The following is a 17,827-nucleotide window of genomic DNA, read 5'->3' as shown; positions in this document are numbered from 1 at the left end:
GGTGCTGTCGGTGGCCGTTGTCGGGCCGCAATCCGCTAGAATCCACCATTCTAGCAGTGCAGCGCAAAGCAGTTTTGGGTTCCCTATGGCTGAAATCAGGAAGTCTGTCCTTATCGAGCATTCGGCAGACGAGATGTATGGCTTGGTCGAACGCGTCGAGGATTACCCCGCGTTCCTGCCCTGGTGCGGTGGCGGCGAGGTCGTGGATCGCACGCCGCATTCAATGCTCGCGACCTTGCATGTGAATTATCACGGTATCAAGACGAAGTTTTCGACTGCCAATGTCAGCGAGCCGGGGCGGCGCATTGCGATGCGCCTGCACGACGGCCCGTTTCGCCTGCTGGAGGGGGAGTGGCGTTTCACGCCTTTGGGTGAGCGGGCTTGCAAGATCGAATTCCAGCTGCACTACGAATTCTCCAGTCATCTGCTTGAAAAGGTGCTGGGTCCCGTTTTCAGTCATATCGTCGGAAGTTTTGTTGAAGCCTTCGTCAAGCGCGCCGACCAGCTCGGCAGGGAAAGAAAATCATGAGTGAGCAGATCAGTGTGGAAGTTTGCTACGCCTTGCCTGAACGGCAGGAGTTGGCCAAGGTGAAACTGGCGCCAAATGGCACGGTGCAGCAGGCGCTGGAAGCTTGTGGTTTGTTGGTAAGATTTCCGGAAATCAGTCTGGAACAAAGCAAGTTCGGCGTGTATGGCAAGCTGGTGCGGCTGGATACAGCGCTTCGCGAGGGGGATCGGGTGGAGATCTACCGTCCGCTGATTGCCGATCCGAAAGAGGTGCGGCGCAAGCGCGCTGAAGAGGGCAAGGCTATGAAAAAAGGCGGCGGCGACTTGTAATTCCGTTTTCAGGCCAATATTGCCTTCGTCGACTTCGGCTTGCCGTGCTTTAGCACTGATCTAAGCCTCGCCTTCGCGGCACTATTGCCCTGAAAACGGAATAGGGGTAGCGCCTCTTGAAATGCAAAAAGGGCCGTTCGATGAGCGGCCCTTTTTGTATGTGCCTGCTTGCGTTTACTTGCAGTCGCTGGCGATCTGGCTGCGAATCCGGTCGGCTTCGCTCTTCATCTGATTTTCCGACAGAAAGTCCGGCTCGCCCTTGGCGTTGGGTTTGGACATGCGCCCTCCGCGCTCCAGAGCGGCGAGATTGCTGCGCAGGCTGCTGCAATACTTGTCTTTCTCGGCCTTGGCGTCTTTTTCTTTCTTGGCCTTGGCATCCGCTTCGGCCTGTTCAGTTTTGCGTTGTTTGTAGTCGCGATCCTGATCTTCCCAAGTTCTGGGGCCGGAGGCTTTGGCGGACGGGGCTGAGCCGCTCGCGCGCGGCGCCTCAGGTTCTGGCGGCACGATGTTGCCACGCACGGGCTTGGCGTCGGTTCCGACCGGCGGCTGGTCCGCGAAATGGGTACGCCCGTTGGCGTCTTTCCAGGTGTAAACCTGAGCGCTGGCCAGCATGGGCAGGGCACAGGCCGCAAACATTGCAAGGGATTTGAGGATGAATTTGAAAGCCATGAGTGCTCCTTTGTGATTCTTCGAAGTGCGTGCCGGATTCACGGCGCCGCCCTCCACCTGTATAATGCTCATTTGCCGGTAAGGATTATAGACATGCGATTGATCCAGAAGGCGCTGACGTTCGATGACGTTTTGCTGGTCCCAGCCCATTCCAACGTTCTCCCACGTGATGTCAGCCTCGCAACGCGCTTGACGCGCAAAATCACCCTGAATATTCCGCTCGTGTCCGCAGCCATGGACACCGTCACCGAATCCCGTCTGGCCATTGCGCTGGCACAGGAAGGTGGCATCGGCATCGTTCATAAGAACCTTACTCCGAAGCAGCAGGCGCAGGAAGTGGCCAAGGTCAAACGGTTTGAATCAGGCGTCCTGCGTGATCCGATCACGATCCCGCCGACACTGACCGTGCGCGAAGTCACTGCGCTGACCCGTCTGCACAAGATTTCCGGCTTGCCGGTGGTCGAAGGCCGTCGTGTCGTCGGCATTGTGACTAACCGCGATCTGCGCTTCGAAACCAATCTCGATCAATCCGTCGCGGCCATCATGACGCCGCGTGAGCGCCTGATCACGGTGCAGGAAGGTGCCTCGCTGGATGAAGCCAAGGCCCTGATGCATCGACATCGTCTGGAGCGCGTGCTGGTGCTCAAGGAGAACGGCGAACTCTACGGTCTGATTACCGTGAAGGATATCCAGAAAGCCACCGAGCATCCGTTGGCCGCCAAGGATGCGCAAGGCCGTCTGCTGGTCGGTGCAGCTGTCGGCGTGGGTGCCGGCACCGAGGAACGCTGCGAACTGCTGGCCGAAGCCGGTGTGGACGTGATCGTGGTGGATACCGCTCACGGCCATTCGCAAGGCGTGCTCAATCGCGTGAACTGGGTGAAGAAGAATTTCCCGCAAGTTGAAGTGATTGGCGGCAATATCGCCACCGCTTCGGCGGCCAAGGCGCTGGTCGACGCTGGTGCGGATTCGGTCAAAGTCGGTATCGGCCCGGGCTCGATCTGCACCACGCGGATCGTGGCGGGTGTTGGTGTGCCGCAGATCACGGCCATCGACAACGTGGCCAATGCGCTGGCGGCACAAGGCATCCCCTTTATTGCCGACGGCGGTATCCGTTATTCGGGTGACATCTCCAAGGCCATCGCGGCCGGTGCCAACTGCGTGATGCTCGGCGGCCTGTTTGCCGGTACCGAAGAAGCTCCGGGCGAAACCGTGCTGTTCCAGGGCCGCAGTTACAAGGCTTACCGCGGTATGGGGTCGCTGGGCGCCATGGAGCAGGGCTCGGCTGATCGCTATTTCCAGGACAACGACAGCGGCAACGCCGAGAAACTGGTTCCGGAGGGCATCGAAGGTCGCGTTGCCTACAAGGGCCCGGTCGGCGCCGTGATCCATCAGCTGATGGGTGGTTTGCGCTCTTCCATGGGTTATGTCGGCTGCAACGGTATCGAAGAGATGCGGGCGCGTGCCGAGTTCGTTGAAATCACCTCGGCAGGCATCCGCGAGTCGCACGTCCATGATGTGCAGATCACCAAAGAAGCGCCGAACTACCAGCATCTGGATTGATGAGCAGTACGGGCCACCATCCGGTGGCCCGCATGATTCCCGGAAAGTACGCTTGATGAACATCTCTGCATCGACTCCTGACAAGGCAACGAAGGGGCGCTCCGCAGGGATAGGGTTCATCATGATTACCGTGCTGATCGACATGATCTCGATCGGCCTGATCATTCCGGTGCTCCCCGCGCTGGTAGGCAGCTTCACCAGCTCTCCAACGGAGCAGGCCTGGTGGTATGGCGCGGTCGCGTTTTCCTTTGGTTTTGCCAACTTCATCGGCTCGCCGATTCTCGGCGCGCTGTCGGATCGTTATGGCCGCCGCCCGGTACTCTTGCTGGGCTTCTGCGGTCTGGCTCTGAATTTCTTTGCCACCGCCCTAGCGACTTCCCTGTGGATGCTGGTTGCGGTGCGTCTGGTCGGCGGCGCCATGCAGGCCAACGCCGCAGTGGCGAACGCCTACGTCGCTGACATTACGCCGCCCGAGCAGCGCGCAAGCCGCTTCGGCATGCTGGGCGCCATGTTCGGGCTGGGCTTCATCCTTGGCCCGGTGATGGGCGGCATCCTCGGAGCGATCCACCTGAACCTGCCTTTCTTCGCGGCCGGCACGCTTTCTATTCTCAATCTGCTGTATGGCTATTTCGTTCTGCCCGAATCTCTGCCGCTCGAACGCCGTAAGCCGATTCACTGGCCGTCAGCCAACCCTGTATCGGCGCTGCGCAAACTGGGTCAGCTCAAGGGTATCGGCCCACTGGTGGCAGTGGTGGCGATGGCCTCACTGGCGCAATTCACGCTGCATACCAGCTGGGTGCTCCATAATTTTTTCCGTTTCGGCTGGGGCCCCAGCGAAAACGGCTGGTCCTTGTTTGCCGTAGGCGTCATGTCGGTGATCGTGCAGGGCTTCCTGCTCAAACACTTCCTGCGCTGGTTCGGTGCCCGCAAGCTGGCTGCCATCGGTCTGGCCTCTGGCGCAGTGGCCTATCTGTTGTGGGGCCTGGCGACCGAGGGCTGGATGATGTACGCCGTGATCGGCTGCAATGTGCTGGCCTTTGGCTCCATGGCCGCCGTGCAGAGCCTGATCTCGAATTCGGCCGAGGCCCACAATCAGGGCCAGACCATGGGCGCGGTGTCTTCGCTCAATAGCCTGATGGCCGTGCTCGCGCCGATGGTCGGCGCGCCCTTGTTGGCGGCCGTTTCGCATCTGCCCGCACAGGACTGGCGTCTGGGCGCCCCCTTCTTTTTCAGCGCGCTGCTGCAAGCGGTCGCTGCGTTTCTTGCCATGCGCTATTTCATGACCCACCAAGCCGCTGCGACTGCCGCGGCTGCTGAACTTACTCCTTCTGAATCCGCCACGCTCTGAGCCATCATGCATAAAATCCTCATCCTCGATTTCGGTTCCCAGGTCAGCCAGCTGATCGCCCGTCGCGTGCGCGAAGCGCATGTGTATTGCGAACTGCATTCTTTCGATGTCTCCATCGACTTTATCCGCAGCTTCAATCCCACTGGCATCATCCTGTCGGGCGGGCCGAATTCGGTGTATGAGTCCGATTACCAGGCTGACCCGAAGCTGTTCGAACTCGGCGTGCCAGTGCTGGGCATCTGCTACGGCATGCAGTGGATGGCGCAGGTGCTGGGCGGCAAGGTTGAAGCCGGCACGGTGCGCGAATTCGGTTTCGCCGAAATCCAGACGCATGGCAGTGCGCTCTTCGACGGGCTGGAAGATCGCGTCGGCGATGCCGGTGAAAACTTCCTCGAAGTGTGGATGAGCCACGGTGACAAGGTCACCGAAATTCCCGCTGGCTTCAAGCTCATCGCCAGCAATGCCGCCTGTCCGCACGCGGCCATGGCCGACGAGGCACGCGGTTTTTACGCTGTGCAGTTCCACCCCGAGGTGACGCACACCCTCAAGGGGCGCGACATGCTCAATCGCTTCGTGCTGCAGATCTGCAAGGCCCAGCCGTCGTGGACCATGCCCAACTACATTGATCAGGCCGTGGCTAAAATCCGCGAGCAGGTCGGCACTGACGAAGTCATCCTCGGCCTTTCCGGCGGCGTCGATTCCTCTGTGGCTGCAGCACTGATCCATCGCGCCATCGGCGATCAGCTCACCTGCGTGTTCGTCGATAACGGTTTGCTGCGCCTGAACGAAGGCGAGCAGGTCATGAACATTTTCAACAAGCATCTGGGCGTGAAGGTTATTCACGTCAATGCCACCGCCCAGTTCATGGGGCATCTGGCCGGCGTCAGCGATCCCGAAGCCAAGCGCAAGATCATCGGCCGCGAATTCGTCGAAGTCTTTCAGGTTGAATCTGCCAAGCTGCCCAGCGCCAAGTGGCTGGCGCAAGGCACGATCTACCCGGACGTGATCGAATCGGCCGGCGCCAAGACCGGCAAGGCCCACAGCATCAAGAGCCACCACAACGTCGGCGGCCTGCCGGATACCCTCAAGCTCAGCCTGCTGGAACCGTTGCGCGAACTGTTCAAGGACGAAGTGCGCGAACTCGGCGTCGCCCTCGGTCTGCCGCATGAGATGGTCTATCGCCATCCCTTCCCCGGCCCCGGCCTGGGCGTGCGCGTGCTTGGCGAAGTGAAGCAGGAATATTGTGATCTGCTGCGCCGGGCCGATGCCATCTTCATCGACGAACTGCGCGCTTTCGACTGGTACGACAAGACAAGCCAGGCCTTCGCCGTCTTCCTGCCGGTCAAGAGCGTCGGCGTGATGGGCGATGGCCGCACCTACGAATACGTTGTTGCCCTGCGTGCCGTATGCACCAGTGACTTCATGACCGCCAAGTGGGCCGAGCTGCCCTACGAACTGCTGGGCAAGGTCAGCAACCGCATCATCAACGAAGTGCGTGGCATCAACCGGGTCGTGTACGACGTGTCTGGCAAGCCGCCCGCGACAATCGAGTGGGAGTGAGCCGCCTGCGGCGGAGTGTTGAGCAATGAGGTCTGAGTGCTGAGGGGGCATGCTTGAAGAGGTGCTCCCAGTAAGCTTCTTCGGGCTGCCGTGCTGTAGAGACAATGTGGGCGCGGCTCTTCGGTATGGCTATGTAAGACCTAACGAAGAACAGCTTCTTCGGCCTGAAAATGAATAAAAAACCCGCTACGGCGGGTTTTTTATTGGGTTTCGGCGGCAGGCTGAAGAGCCGCTTGCAGTAAGGGTCTTCGGGAAAATGCCTGAAGAAGCTTGATCGTCGCGGCTCTCGGGACACGCTGACCACGCACTCAGCACTCAGCACTCAGCACTCAGCACTCAGCACTCAGCACTCAGCACTCAGCACTCAGCACTCCGTGCTGATCATTCCGCTTCCCGCGTCACCCGCAGGATTTCGTCGAGCGAGGTGACGCCCTGGCGCACGCGCTCGAAGCCGTCTTCACGCAGACTGAGCATGCCGTGTTCGGCGGCGTGGTTGCGCAGCACTTGTTCGTTGGCGCCATCGTGGATCAGGGTGCGCGTGGTTTCGTCGAAGACCATCAGCTCGTAGATGCCGGAGCGGCTCTTGTAGCCGGTGTTGGCGCAGGCCGGGCAGGCGCCGGCGCGGTACAAGGTGTGGCTGGCGGGGATCTTGAGCAGGGCTTGTTCGGCGGCGTCGGGTGGGTAGGCGATGCGGCAGGCCGGACACAGGCGGCGCACCAGACGCTGGGCGAGCACGCCGATGCTGGAGGAGGCGAGCAGGAAGGGTTCGACGCCCATGTCGATGAGACGCGTCATCGCGCTCGGCGCGTCGTTGGTGTGCAGGGTGGCGAGCACAAGGTGGCCGGTCAGCGAGGCTTGCACAGCAATTTGGGCAGTTTCCAGATCGCGGATTTCTCCGATCAGGATGACGTCCGGATCCTGGCGCAGGATCGCGCGCAGGGCGCGGGCAAAGCTCATCTCGATGCGGGCATTGATCTGGGTCTGGCCGATGCCGTCGAGTTCGTATTCGACCGGATCTTCCACCGTCATGATGTTCAGTTCGCGCGCATCCATCTGGGCCAGCGCGGCGTAGAGCGTGGTGGTCTTGCCGGAGCCGGTGGGGCCGGTGACGAGCAGGATGCCGTGGGGCTGTTTGAGCAGGCCTTGCAGGCGCGGCAGGGTCGCGGCGGGCATGCCCAGACTGTCCAGATCGAGGCGGTTGGCGGATTTGTCGAGCAGACGCAGCACGACGCGTTCGCCGTGGGCAGTCGGCAGGGTGGATACGCGCACGTCGACCGGGCGCCCCGCCAGCCGCAGGGTGATGCGTCCGTCTTGCGGCAGGCGTTTCTCGGCAATATCCAGCCCGGCCATGATCTTGATGCGCGAGACGATGGCCGCGTGCAGGCCGCGCTGCGGTTCGATCACGTCGCGCAGGCCGCCGTCGATGCGGAAACGCACGGTGGCGCGGCTCTCGAAGAGTTCGAAGTGGATGTCCGAGGCGCCTTCACGCAGCGATTCGGTGAGCAGGGCGTTGATCAGGCGGATCACCGGGGCGTTTTCTTCGGCTTCCAGCAGATCCTGCGTTTCCGGCATTTCTTCGAGCAGGCTCGACAGGTCGACCGAATCGGCGATGTCTTCGACCATGCGCGAGGAGCGCGTGCCACCCTGATTGAAGGCTTGGGCCAGACGTTCCTGATACACCGCCGACGGCAATACTTCAAGCTTCAGGAGGCCGTCAAAGCCGCGCTGCAATTCTGCCAGCATGCCGGCGTCGCCGCCCTGGCGGAAACATACGTGCATCACGCCATCTTCGATGCCCTGATCGAACAGCCCGTATTCGCGGGCGTGGGCAAAACTCAGCAGACGTTCACTCATGGCGCAACCGGGCTGGCGGGGGTGGCGGCCGGAGCTGCTTCGGGCGCCGGCTTGGCGGGCGGCTGCGGCGGCAGGGCGGGCAACTGGGCGACCGGCAGATCGGGCAGCATCCAGTTGTGCGGCAGGGCGAACTCGCCCTGGCGGGCGCGCAGGTAGTCATAGCGTTCGTTGGCCAGATTGGCGCTGGCCTGACCGTCGCGCAGGATGACAGGACGCAGGAAGACCATCAGGTTGACCTTCTGGTGGGTGCGACTTTGATAGCGGAACAGATGCCCGATCAGCGGGATGTCGCTGAGCAGGGGGACGCGGGTGTCATTGTTGCTCTGACGATCCTCGATCAGGCCGCCCAGCACGATGATCTGGCCATTATCGACGAGCACCTTGGTTTCGATGGTGCGCACCTTGGTCGCAATACCGGTGCCGCTGGTGTTGACCGAAGTGTCGATGCTGGAGACTTCCTGCGCCACGGTCAGGGTGATCGCGCCACCTTCCGAAATCTGTGGTTTGATCTTCAGCTTGATGCCGATGTCGCGGCGCTCGACCGTAGTGAAAGGATTCTGGTTGGAGCCGGTTGAAGCCTGCGTGCCGGTGACGATCGGGATGTTCTGACCGACCACGATGCGCGCTTCTTCGTTGTCCAGGGTCTGCAGATTCGGAGTGGACAGGACATTGCCGTCGCCGGATTTTTCAATGGCGGAAGCCAGTGCGCCGAGGTTGGCAGTGCCATTGGTGGGGTCGCCATTGAACAGGCCGATGTTGAAACCTTCCGGCACGGTGCTGGCGGTGCCCGCGAGCAGACCCGTGGCAATCGTGGCGATGCTGTTGGTGCCGCCCGACAGGGATGAAATTACGCCGGCGCCAATCTTGGAATTCGCACCACCGACGGCCCACTGGATACCGAATTCGCCAGCCTTGGAGACATTGACCTCGGCAATCATGGCTTCGACATAAACCTGGGCGCGGCGAACGTCGAGTTTTTCGACGATGCTGCGGATGTCGTTGTAGATATGGTCGGGGGCGGTGACGATCAGCGAGTTGGTCACCGCGTCGGCCTGGATCATGACCGAGTTGCCGTCGATCTTAATGTTAGTGGCCGAGGAGGCGGTGCTGCCTGAGCTGCTCTGCGTCGCCGCCGAGGCAGCGGTTGCTGCTGCCTGAGTGCTGCCACTGGTGGTACTGCTGCCGCCCGACAGGCTGGAGGATGAGGCGCCACCTGAGTCCTGGCCGGTCAGGATGCCGCGCAGGGTGGCGGCGAGACGGGTGGACTCGGCATTGCGCAGATAAATCACGTGCATGCTGCTGCCGGAGACGCCGGGGCGATCCAGCATCTCGATGATGCGTTTAATCTGGGTCAGGTGCGCGGTGGATTCGCTGCGTACCAGCAACTGACTGTTGCGCGCATCGGTAACCAGCAGTACGCGCTTGACGCCGTCGGGTACCGGCAAAGGTGCGGAAGCGCCTTGTACCACGACTTCCGGCATCAGGCGGGCGATGGTCTGGGCGATGTCCAGTACCGAAGCGTTCTTGATCGGGAAAGCCTGCACGTCGTTATTCGGTGCCTGGTCGATGTGCTCGATCATGCGGTTGATACGCGACAGGTTTTCGGCGTAATCGCTGATGATCAATACATTGCCGGCCTGATAGGCGGCGATGATGCTGTTATTGCCCAGCAGTGGGCGCAACACCTGGGCCAGTTGCGTGGCGGATTCATAGCGCAGCGGGTAAATCTGGGTGACAAATTTGTCGCCAGAGCCAACAGTTCCTTTGCCCAGAACCACCGTGCCACCGTTCTGGCGCGCATCGGCCTCGGCCAGTACTTTGATCACCGTGCCGTTATCGATCAGGGTGATGCCCTGCTGGCGCAGGGCGGTCTGTACGATGGGCAGCACCTGATTGCGATCCACCGGCTGGCTGGAAACGATGTTGACCGTGCCCTTGAGTTTGGGGTCGATTACGAAGTTCTTGCCCGTGATCAGGGTCACGGCCTTGAGTGTGGCATCCAGATCCGAGTTGACGAAGTTCAGCGTCACCCGCTCGTCTACCGCATGGACAGGGGAGGCGAGGGCGAAACACAGCAGGCAGGCAGCGGTAAGGGCTTTGACTTTCATGGCTGGATCTTGAAGTTGAGTTGTTGCGGTTTGCCATCGCGCAGAATGGTCAGGGTGACCTCCTGTGACTGGCTGAAATGGTGGTAGATCAGGGAGATATCGGCAAGCTGGGTCAAGTCCCGATCATTGACACGCTTCATGATGTCGCCATCACGCAGATTCAATACTTTGGCCAGCGGCTGGGTGCTGGCCGAGGTGACGCGGATGCCGCCGCCAGCGAAGTTCGCCAGGCCCTTGTCCCAGTCGCCCAGATTGCCGCCCTGAGCGACGCCGGCCAACTGGCCGCGCGAGACGTTGCTGCTTTGCACGGGCACTTCTGCTTCAGCTTTGACGGGCTTTGGTGCAATGGGCTTAACTGGTGGAATGCCTGCCGGTGCCGGGGTAATGCTGATCGGTACCGGCGGAAAGGTCAGCTCGCTGCGCACGCCGGCTTGTTCGAAAACTGCCCGGTCGGCCAGCACTTCGATCAGACGCAGGCCGGGGCGCGCTTCCTTGCCGGTCGCGATGGCCACTGGCGTGCTTTCGATGCCGCCGATCAGGGCCACTCCGCGCTTGCCGGCGACGACGGCGATCAGCTGCATGCCCGCGGTCGAGCTGACCGGTTTGCCGGTTTCGGCGCTCGCGAACCAGCGTGCCAACGCGGCGCGGCCGGCGCCAGTGTCAGAGGCGGGCGGGCGCGGCAGCACCAGCGCGGGCTGGCTGGATTGCCAGCCGAGGATCTGCGCCAGCAGGCCGGCACTTTGCCAGCACAGCAGAGCGGCAATCAATGCGATCAGGCTGCGCAGGGCGAAGTTCGCATTCGGGCGCCAGGCCGCAAGTCGCGCCGGCATGCGCAAGGGGAGCAAAGAGGGGAATCGCATGGTTACGGGCATTTATGACTTTGCGGACAAGTATTGCATTGATTTGACAGCATGGGCTCGATCAATCCATCAGGCTGCTGCGCCGTGCCCACAAGACCTGGGGCATGTTCTTGCCGTCGCGTTTGAGCAGGGCTTCGTAGCCCAGATGGACTTCACTGAACCAGGCATCGATTTCGACACGGAAATAACTGCTTTCGACAGATACCGCGTTTTCCTTGAGACCCGTGCGCAGCTTCGCCGGCAGGGCTTCCTTGAACTCATCCAGATTCATGAAGGGCTTGCTGGCACGGCGCGAGATCAGCGCGCTGGCGTCACCTGACGACAGGTCTGCGATGCTGGCTTGCAAGGCCTCGGTGCTGGCGAAATTGGCGTTGATCGGCGTGGTTTCCGGTAGCAGTACCAGATGTTTTCTCAGCACTTCTTCGCTGCTCGCCTGCAGTGCCGCGCGGCGCAGCAGTTCGGACAGTTCCGGTGTGCTGGTCGGCTCGATCTTGCGCACTTCCTGAAAGGCTTGCAGCAGCTTGGCGATCTCGCCCGTCGATACGCCCAGCGTGCGCGCCAGGCGCAGCAGCGCGGCATCGTCCTCTTTCACGGCAGAGCCTGCGGGCGGCAGCAGATTGGCGAGGTTGAAGCGTCCCTGCAGCTCGTTCAGGCGGCCGGAGATATGTCCTTCCTCGACGGCGATGGGTGGAATCGGAATGGTCCAGGGCTCCAGCAGATGGTCGACCTGATTGTTGCGGGCGTCATCCCGTAAAGTCAGACGAGTCATGTCGAGGGCGGCAAAGGCGATCATCGTCGCGGTGGTGAAACCATTGCGGTTTTCCAGCTGGCGCATCCACAGCTGCTGGCGTGCGGTGAACAGGAAGGCCATGGCCGCGACAATCGCCACCACCAGCAGGGCAACGATCAGGGCCAGACCTTGCTGGCGGGAGGTATGTCGGCGCTGCGTCATGGCAGGTAGTACAGCCGTTCGAATTCGCCACGGCCGGCTAGGGTCAGGCGCAGACGCATGCCACGCGGGCGCGTCGGGTCAGCCAGATTACTGGCGGGCCAGCGCGCCAGCCATTTGTTGCTGCCATCCAGAAAGTTCAGTTCGCAGCGCTCCACGTTCGTCAGCAACAGGTTCTGGCCTTGCGTGCCGCTGTTGATTTGCACTGCAGCGGCCTGGGCGTTTTCCGGAATGATCTCCAGGGTCAGCTGGCCCTCCTTGAGCAGGTAGCGCACATGCACCAGTTCATGATCGGCGCTTGTGCCAAAGCGCAGCACATCCAGCTGGCATTGCGTGCCGCTCTCGCTGGTGCTCGCCTGCACGGCGGAGCGCAGCGGCGCCTCGGTTCCGGCCGTGCTGTCTTTCCAGCTGCGTGGCGCGGTCTGGGTGATGTCCAGACCGATGCGTTCGAACACCAGTTCCAGTTCGCGCCACATGTGCATTTCCTGATCCAGACGCAGCTTGGCCGTGGCCATGCTGTCCAGCCCGCGATAGGCCAGCAGCGTGATGATGGCGAACACCGACAGGGCGACCAGCACCTCCAGCAGGGTGAAGCCAGCGTGCTTCCGCTTAGTTTGCAACGCGCGCCACATAGCTCACCTGGTGTGCCAGCACATCATCGGGTTTGTCGGCGGAGAAGACCTTGATCTCGACCCGGCGGAAGCTCAGATTCGGAGTCGGTCCGGTTTCCTGACGCCACACGAATGCGAATTTTCCTTGCGTCGCCTTGCCGTCCAGCGCGCCCATTTCCGGGAAGCTGCGCGTTGCCATCAGTTCGTTGGTGACATTGCTCACCACCCAGCCCGCCAGCGTGCGCTGCTGCAGCTCGTAGCCTTTGTCGGCGCCGAAACCGCTGGCGCGGATCGCCGCACCCAAGGCCAGACTGATGATGGCGAGGGCGATCACCACTTCGAGCAGGGTGAAGCCTGAAGAGCCGCGCACAGCGTGCCTCTTCAGTGCGCCGTGCTGTAGAGGCAAGCTGGGTGCGGCTCTGCAGAGGGTGGGGTGTTCAGCGCGCACCGGTTTCCTCCTGCGCCACATCTTCGATGCGGATGCGTCCCAGCGCATCGGCCATGACTTGCACCCGCGCCTCACCGCCCTGCAGTAGCAGGGTGAAAGGCTCGGACAGGCCTTCGGCGGAAAACACCAGACGCTCGCCCAGCGGACGCGACTTGCCGTTAACCGTCTGCTGCAGGATGCGTACTTCGCCTTTCAGTTTGCGCGCCTGCAGCGCGCTGTCGCCGCTCAGCGCCAGCCATTTGCGTTGCTTGTCATCGCTGCGCCAGAACTGGAAACCCTCGCCGTCGCTCGAAAACGCCACCGGTTTGCCGCTATACACCGCCGCATCGCGCGCGGCCTCCAGTGCCAGACTCAGGCCTTCGGCATTCGCATGGGTCACGCGCGAGCCGGAGTCGTCAAGACGCACTACTGCCAGACCGATCACCACGAGGATGACGGACATCACCACGAGTAGTTCGAGCAGGGTGAATCCGGCTTGCTTGCGCATGACGCTTGAATCGGTCGGCTGCCTGGAAATCAGGGCATCCAGTTGCCGATGTCGGCGTCAAAACCTTCGCCACCGGACTGGCCATCGGCACCATAGCTCATCACGTCGATATCGCCATGCAGGCCGGGGGTGAGGTACAGATAGTCGTTACCCCAAGGGTCTTTGGGCAGGCGCTCCAGATAGCCGCCACTCTTCCAGTTGGCGGGCAACTGATCGCCACTGGGCTTGGTGATCAGCGCCTGCAGGCCTTGAGACTGACTGGGGTAGCGGCTGTTGTCGAGCTTGTAGAGCTTGAGTGCGGAGACGATGGCGCCGATATCCTGTTTGGCTGCGACGATGCGCGCCTCGCTTGGCCGGTCCATGATCTTCGGCACGATCAGCGCACCCAGAATGGCCAGAATGGATACCACCACGAGAATTTCGATCAGGGTGAAACCGGTATTGCGGCGTTGCATTTTCATGATTTGATTGTCTCTTACTTGATCAGCTGATTCATTTCGAACACCGGCAGCAGAATTGCCAGCACGATGAACAAGACCACGCCGCCCATGATCAGCACGACGGCCGGTCCGAGCAATTGCGTAAAGGTTTCGACGCGGCGCGACAGGCCGGCCGATTGCTCGGCGGCGGCGCGCTCCAGCATCGTATCCAGGCGTCCGGTGGCTTCACCGCTGGCCACCAGATGCACGAGGATGGGCGGGAAGGCTTTGGCCGCGGCCAGCGCGCGCGCCAGCGAGACGCCTTCACGGACCTGACGCGCAGCCTGTTCGGCGGCGGCTTTCAGCGGCAGATTGCTCATCACGCCACTGGCCGCTGACATCGCCGTGAGTACCGGCACGCCGCTGCCGGCGAGGATCGCCAGGGTGCTGGCGAAACGCACGGTTTCGGCGCTGCGTTCGAGCCGGCCAAACCAGGGCAGGGTCAGGCGCCAGGCATGCACGCGCGAACGAAAATCGGGATTCTTCATCGCCCGCACGAAGACGATCACCGCAATTACCAGCAGCAGGAACAGCCACATGCCCCAGTTGCTCAGAAAGCCGCTGATGCCCAGCAGCATCCGGGTCGGCAGCGGCAGGACCTGCTTGGCGCCCTGAAACACCTGCACCATCTGCGGCACCACCCAGGTCAGCATGCCGGCAATGACTGCCACCGACACCAGAATCACGATGGCTGGATAGATGATGGCCAGACTCAGGCTGGATTTCAGCGCCTCGCGCCGTTCCAGATAATCGGCCAGACGCAGCAGCACGCCGGGCAGCTTGCCGGAGTCTTCGCCAGCGCGCACCAGTGCCCGGTAGAAGCCGGGGAAGACGCGCTCGAAACGGGCCAGCGAGGCCGACAGTGACAGGCCGGTGGCGATGTCCTGACGGATCAGGCTGAGCAAGGTCTTCTCGCGCTTGTTTTCGGATTGCTCACCGAGCACCGTCAGGGCTTCGTCGATGGCCAGACCGGCGTCCAGCAGGCCGGCAAGCTGGCGCGTCAGGGTCGCCAGATTGGCGGCGCCCAGACGCAGCGACTGGCTGCCGTGCTTGTTCTCTTCCTTGACGTCGATGACGACCAGACCTTGCTCGCGCAGCAGGCTGCGGGCGTGGCGGGCCGAGTCGGCTTCGATGCGTCCGCGCTGCACCTGAGCCTTTTCGCCGCTTGTCAGTGCTTGATAGGAATAGCTTGCCATGTCTGATACTCAGGGCCGCTTGAAGCTCAGGACGTATTGATCGCCCTCGCGCGGCAAGGTCGCCAGAATCGAGGCCAGGCCGGGCAGGTCGCCCGCCGGCTTGAGGCGCAGGGTCAGATCCACGGCCTGATTGGCCAGTGCGAAACTGCCGCCACCAGTGATCTGCAACGGGCCGCCGAGCGGGCTCACCTGCAGCGTGCCGGCGCCTGCGGCGTCAGCGTCCACCGTCAGCTGATAGCTGCCGAGCAGGGCGGCTTCAGCGGCCATGGCCGAGGACACACGTTCCAGTCGGGCGCTCAGCTTGATCGCTTCGCCCTGACTCAGACGCGCGCTTTCCAGCTGCAGCACGCCGCTCAGGCGCACGCCGGCGATGGTCGGGTTGAAGCGCGTCAGTGGCTCCAGCGGCAGGCTCAGCTTGACCTGTTCCAGCGCGCGCTGGCGCAGGCCGATCAAGGCGCGCAGCGTGCCGGGCTGGCCCATGTGCTCACTGCTGATTTGCCAGGCCAGGCTGCCGCGCAGCAGGGCAGAGGGCTCGAAATGCCAGACGAGTTTTTCTTGCGCCACGATGCCGTCGATGCCCAGCGCGCTGGCCGAGCCATTCCACACGCTGCCGTTCACACCCGCCAGGGTGATCGTTGCCGGCAGGGCGCGGGCAATCAGCGCGGCTGGCAGGCGGACGATGAAGCTAATGATGAATACGAGGCCCAGTGCCAAGGCCCACCAGATGGGTTTCTTCATGGCATGCGCTCCAGAACGACCGTCGAGCCCGCTTCTCCAGTGGCCTCGGTAGCGCGGATCTGAATGCTCAAGACGCGGGCGCCAGCACTCAGGTGCAGCGCGTTCAAGTTGCTGATCAGCGTCTTCGCATCCTGATCCGGCAGACGCATTTCGACCTGATCGGTGCTCAGGGCGCGCAGCTCGGCTTTCAGGCCTCGGTCGGCGAGGATCTTGAACAGATCGCTGCGCAGATCCGCCGCGCGCGTGGTGCGTGGGGTGGCGGCTTGACCACCACCGGCGATTTCATAACTGTTGAGCATCAGCTCGGGCAGCTTGCGTTGCAGGCTGGCGATACGGCTTTGCAGGCTGCTGATCGCCAGCCAGTAGGCCAGCACGATCAGCGCGGCTGCGCCAATGCTCAGGATCAGGCGTTCGCGCGGATTGCGCGCAGCCCAGAATTTCTCGAATTCGGTTTGGGCGAGGAGCAGCTTGGCTTTCATGGCTGCGCCCTTTCTGCCGTGCGGCTGATGGTGATCTGTTGCAATCCGTTGTCGGTGGTCTGGATGTCGAAACCGATGTTCTTTTCGTGCAGCACAGGTTTGAGCAATTCGGCATCCGACATGCTCAGGGTCAGCTTGAGCGCGGCACTTTCCGCTTCGATGCGGGTTGGATGAATCGCCACCGGCGCCTGTTCGGCGAGCTGTGCCAGCTGATCCAGCGCATCACCGCCCTTGGCCGCTTGCTTGCCGTGCAGCTGACGCCATTGCAGGATTGGGTCAATGATCGGTACACCGGGATTGGCGGCAGCGAAATTCTGGCGAATTGCCTCGCGCAGCGCGGTTTCCTGCGAAGCCAGCTGACGCCAGCTCAGAACCAGCGACAGCAGCCAGATGCCGGCCAAGGCCAGCAGCATGAAGCCCGCCAGTTTGAGTTGCGGACGCGACAGGCGCGAGGCCTGACGCAGGGAGGGCAGGCCTTGCAGCAAATCGATATTGAGTGCGCGCGGTGCGCCCAGCAGGTTTTCGATTTTTGTCAGCGCCTCGCCGCAGACCGGCTCGAGCAGGGCTTCTTCAGGCAGGGTGCCGCAAGCGCCAGTACTGGTGCGGTACACGAAGCCCCCTTCCGTTTCAGCGAAGCTCTGTGCGGCTAACAGGGCTTGCTCGGGCAGCACGCGGGCCGGTACCAGCCCCGCCGCGCCACAGGCAGCTAGCACGGACAGCAACCAGTCACGCGACACCAGCCATACGGAGAGTTTTGAGCCCAGACGCTCGCCCTTGACGATGTGGCTGGCGGTCAGCTCGCCCAGCACGCGGTCTTCCAGTTGCTGGCGAATGACGGCAGCTTCGTGTTTGCCGGTACCGGCAGGCAGCTCCAGCGTATGCAGGGCAACCATGCGGGCCGGGATCACCAGCTCCAGTTCGGCCGTCGCGGGTAGTTGGCTGAGCGGCGAGCAGCCGCGCTCCAGCGCTCGCCCCGTGGTATCCAGCGCCACCCAGTCCACCGGGCTGGCCGACAGACCAGCGGCAGCCACGCGCACCCGCAAGATTTTGATTGGAGAAGTCATTCGCAGCGAGGGTCAGCGGAAAACGGGAAGTATAGGGGAGAAGCAAAGCACATCGAGGCGATGCCACGCAAAAGCAATAAAAGCCCACGGCGAGGCGTGGGCTTTCTGCGGTCTTTTCAGTCTGCGACGGGCTTAGTAGCCGACGCTGTTGCTGTAGGTGAAGAGCTTGGTGCCGTAGCTGCCACCCCATTCATAGCCTGCCAGGCGCTCTTGCTCAATCTGCATGATGTCGTAGAACTTGACGGCAGTGCGATCACTGAAGAACCCCTTGTCCTGATCCAGATCGTAGAAACGGTACCAGGTGGTTGTGCCGGTTTGAGCGATGAAGGGATTGCGGAACGCACTGGCTTCGGTCTTGCTGTAATAAGTATCTTTCAGCTGAACCGCCGAGCTCTTGTACCAGGCAATCGCGGCCTGCACCGCAGCCTTGACTTCCGTTGTCTGCGGGCGGGTCATCAGGAAGGCCACGACCAATACCGACTCCTTGCCGCTCTTCGAGGGCAGCTCATAGGCGCGCGCACCTTGCGGGGCGTAGCTGACCGGATCGTGCTGGGCGCACCACACGGTTTTTACACCGTTC

The 17,827-nt window shown here is 62.1% G+C and carries 19 protein-coding genes; 5 read left to right on the top strand and 14 right to left on the bottom strand.

Going from position 1 to position 17,827, the window contains the following annotated elements; genetic code table 11:
• Window positions 1-85: 85 nt before the first annotated feature.
• Together ABXR19_RS14310 and ABXR19_RS14305 are read left to right on the top strand one after the other, a co-directional pair.
• Complete coding sequence (locus ABXR19_RS14310; RefSeq protein ID WP_354601818.1) at window positions 86-529, top strand: type II toxin-antitoxin system RatA family toxin; 444 nt, start codon at window positions 86-88, stop codon at window positions 527-529.
• Entirely contained in the window at window positions 526-837 is a 312-nt protein-coding gene (locus ABXR19_RS14305; protein ID WP_354601817.1) for an RnfH family protein, read from the top strand. Before ABXR19_RS14310 ends, ABXR19_RS14305 begins: the two co-directional genes overlap by 4 nt.
• Window positions 838-1,011: 174 nt before the next feature.
• Here ABXR19_RS14305 and ABXR19_RS14300 read toward each other — a convergent pair whose 3' ends face one another.
• Complete coding sequence (locus ABXR19_RS14300) at window positions 1,012-1,506, bottom strand: DUF4124 domain-containing protein (protein ID WP_354601816.1); 495 nt, start codon at window positions 1,504-1,506, stop codon at window positions 1,012-1,014.
• Window positions 1,507-1,599: 93 nt separating this feature from the next.
• On the opposite strand from ABXR19_RS14300, the gene guaB reads away from it, so the two are divergent.
• The 3 genes from guaB to guaA all read left to right on the top strand — a co-directional run bounded on the left by guaB (window position 1,600) and on the right by guaA (window position 5,974).
• The gene (guaB, locus tag ABXR19_RS14295; protein ID WP_354601815.1) at window positions 1,600-3,066 is read left to right on the top strand and encodes an IMP dehydrogenase; all 1,467 of its coding nucleotides are present in this window, start codon (window positions 1,600-1,602) and stop codon (window positions 3,064-3,066) included.
• Between the two features lie 121 nt (window positions 3,067-3,187).
• Complete coding sequence (locus ABXR19_RS14290; RefSeq protein WP_354601814.1) at window positions 3,188-4,414, top strand: MFS transporter; 1,227 nt, start codon at window positions 3,188-3,190, stop codon at window positions 4,412-4,414.
• A 6-nt stretch (window positions 4,415-4,420) separates the two neighbouring features.
• Complete coding sequence (guaA, locus tag ABXR19_RS14285) at window positions 4,421-5,974, top strand: glutamine-hydrolyzing GMP synthase (protein ID WP_354601813.1); 1,554 nt, start codon at window positions 4,421-4,423, stop codon at window positions 5,972-5,974.
• 381 nt (window positions 5,975-6,355) lie between these two features.
• On the opposite strand, the gene gspE is transcribed toward guaA, so the two are convergent.
• The 13 genes from gspE to ABXR19_RS14220 form a co-directional block, all read right to left on the bottom strand.
• Entirely contained in the window at window positions 6,356-7,828 is a 1,473-nt protein-coding gene (gene gspE, locus ABXR19_RS14280) for a type II secretion system ATPase GspE (protein WP_354601812.1), read from the bottom strand.
• Window positions 7,825-9,936, bottom strand: coding sequence for a type II secretion system secretin GspD (gene gspD / locus ABXR19_RS14275; RefSeq protein WP_354601811.1), 2,112 nt, complete (start codon window positions 9,934-9,936; stop codon window positions 7,825-7,827). Before gspD ends, gspE begins: the two co-directional genes overlap by 4 nt.
• A complete protein-coding gene (locus ABXR19_RS14270) occupies window positions 9,933-10,796 on the bottom strand; it encodes a hypothetical protein (protein WP_354601810.1) in 864 nt (287 codons plus the stop codon). The genes gspD and ABXR19_RS14270 overlap by 4 nt, the downstream gene beginning before the upstream one ends.
• A gap of 61 nt (window positions 10,797-10,857) precedes the next feature.
• A complete protein-coding gene (gene gspK, locus ABXR19_RS14265; protein ID WP_354601809.1) occupies window positions 10,858-11,748 on the bottom strand; it encodes a type II secretion system minor pseudopilin GspK in 891 nt (296 codons plus the stop codon).
• The gene (gspJ, locus tag ABXR19_RS14260) at window positions 11,745-12,365 is read right to left on the bottom strand and encodes a type II secretion system minor pseudopilin GspJ (RefSeq protein WP_354601808.1); all 621 of its coding nucleotides are present in this window, start codon (window positions 12,363-12,365) and stop codon (window positions 11,745-11,747) included. The genes gspK and gspJ overlap by 4 nt, the downstream gene beginning before the upstream one ends.
• Window positions 12,355-12,726 (bottom strand): type II secretion system minor pseudopilin GspI, encoded by a 372-nt coding sequence (gene gspI, locus ABXR19_RS14255; RefSeq protein ID WP_354601807.1) that lies wholly within the window; start codon window positions 12,724-12,726, stop codon window positions 12,355-12,357. Before gspI ends, gspJ begins: the two co-directional genes overlap by 11 nt.
• Before the next feature lie 67 nt (window positions 12,727-12,793).
• Window positions 12,794-13,291 carry a GspH/FimT family pseudopilin gene (locus tag ABXR19_RS14250; RefSeq protein ID WP_354601806.1) on the bottom strand — a complete coding sequence of 166 codons (498 nt, stop codon included), beginning with the start codon at window positions 13,289-13,291 and terminating at the stop codon, window positions 12,794-12,796.
• A gap of 29 nt (window positions 13,292-13,320) precedes the next feature.
• A complete protein-coding gene (gene gspG / locus ABXR19_RS14245; protein ID WP_354601805.1) occupies window positions 13,321-13,752 on the bottom strand; it encodes a type II secretion system major pseudopilin GspG in 432 nt (143 codons plus the stop codon).
• Window positions 13,753-13,766: 14 nt separating this feature from the next.
• On the bottom strand, window positions 13,767-14,966 hold the full coding sequence (gene gspF / locus ABXR19_RS14240) for a type II secretion system inner membrane protein GspF (RefSeq protein WP_354601804.1): 1,200 nt from the start codon (window positions 14,964-14,966) through the stop codon (window positions 13,767-13,769).
• A gap of 9 nt (window positions 14,967-14,975) precedes the next feature.
• Entirely contained in the window at window positions 14,976-15,704 is a 729-nt protein-coding gene (gene gspN / locus ABXR19_RS14235) for a type II secretion system protein N (RefSeq protein WP_354601803.1), read from the bottom strand.
• Entirely contained in the window at window positions 15,701-16,183 is a 483-nt protein-coding gene (locus tag ABXR19_RS14230; RefSeq protein WP_354601802.1) for a type II secretion system protein M, read from the bottom strand. Before ABXR19_RS14230 ends, gspN begins: the two co-directional genes overlap by 4 nt.
• Window positions 16,180-17,247, bottom strand: coding sequence for a type II secretion system protein GspL (gene gspL / locus ABXR19_RS14225; protein WP_354601801.1), 1,068 nt, complete (start codon window positions 17,245-17,247; stop codon window positions 16,180-16,182). The genes ABXR19_RS14230 and gspL overlap by 4 nt, the downstream gene beginning before the upstream one ends.
• A gap of 132 nt (window positions 17,248-17,379) precedes the next feature.
• On the bottom strand, window positions 17,380-17,827 hold a 448-nt coding region (locus ABXR19_RS14220), incomplete at its 5' end, for a pectate lyase (RefSeq protein WP_354601800.1).

It is taken from the genome of Uliginosibacterium flavum, assembly GCF_040566545.1.
In the GTDB taxonomy this organism is placed as follows: domain Bacteria; phylum Pseudomonadota; class Gammaproteobacteria; order Burkholderiales; family Rhodocyclaceae; genus Uliginosibacterium; species Uliginosibacterium flavum.
Note: the sequence above shows the minus strand (reverse complement) of the source record. Positions and strands in the feature narration are given on the sequence as shown.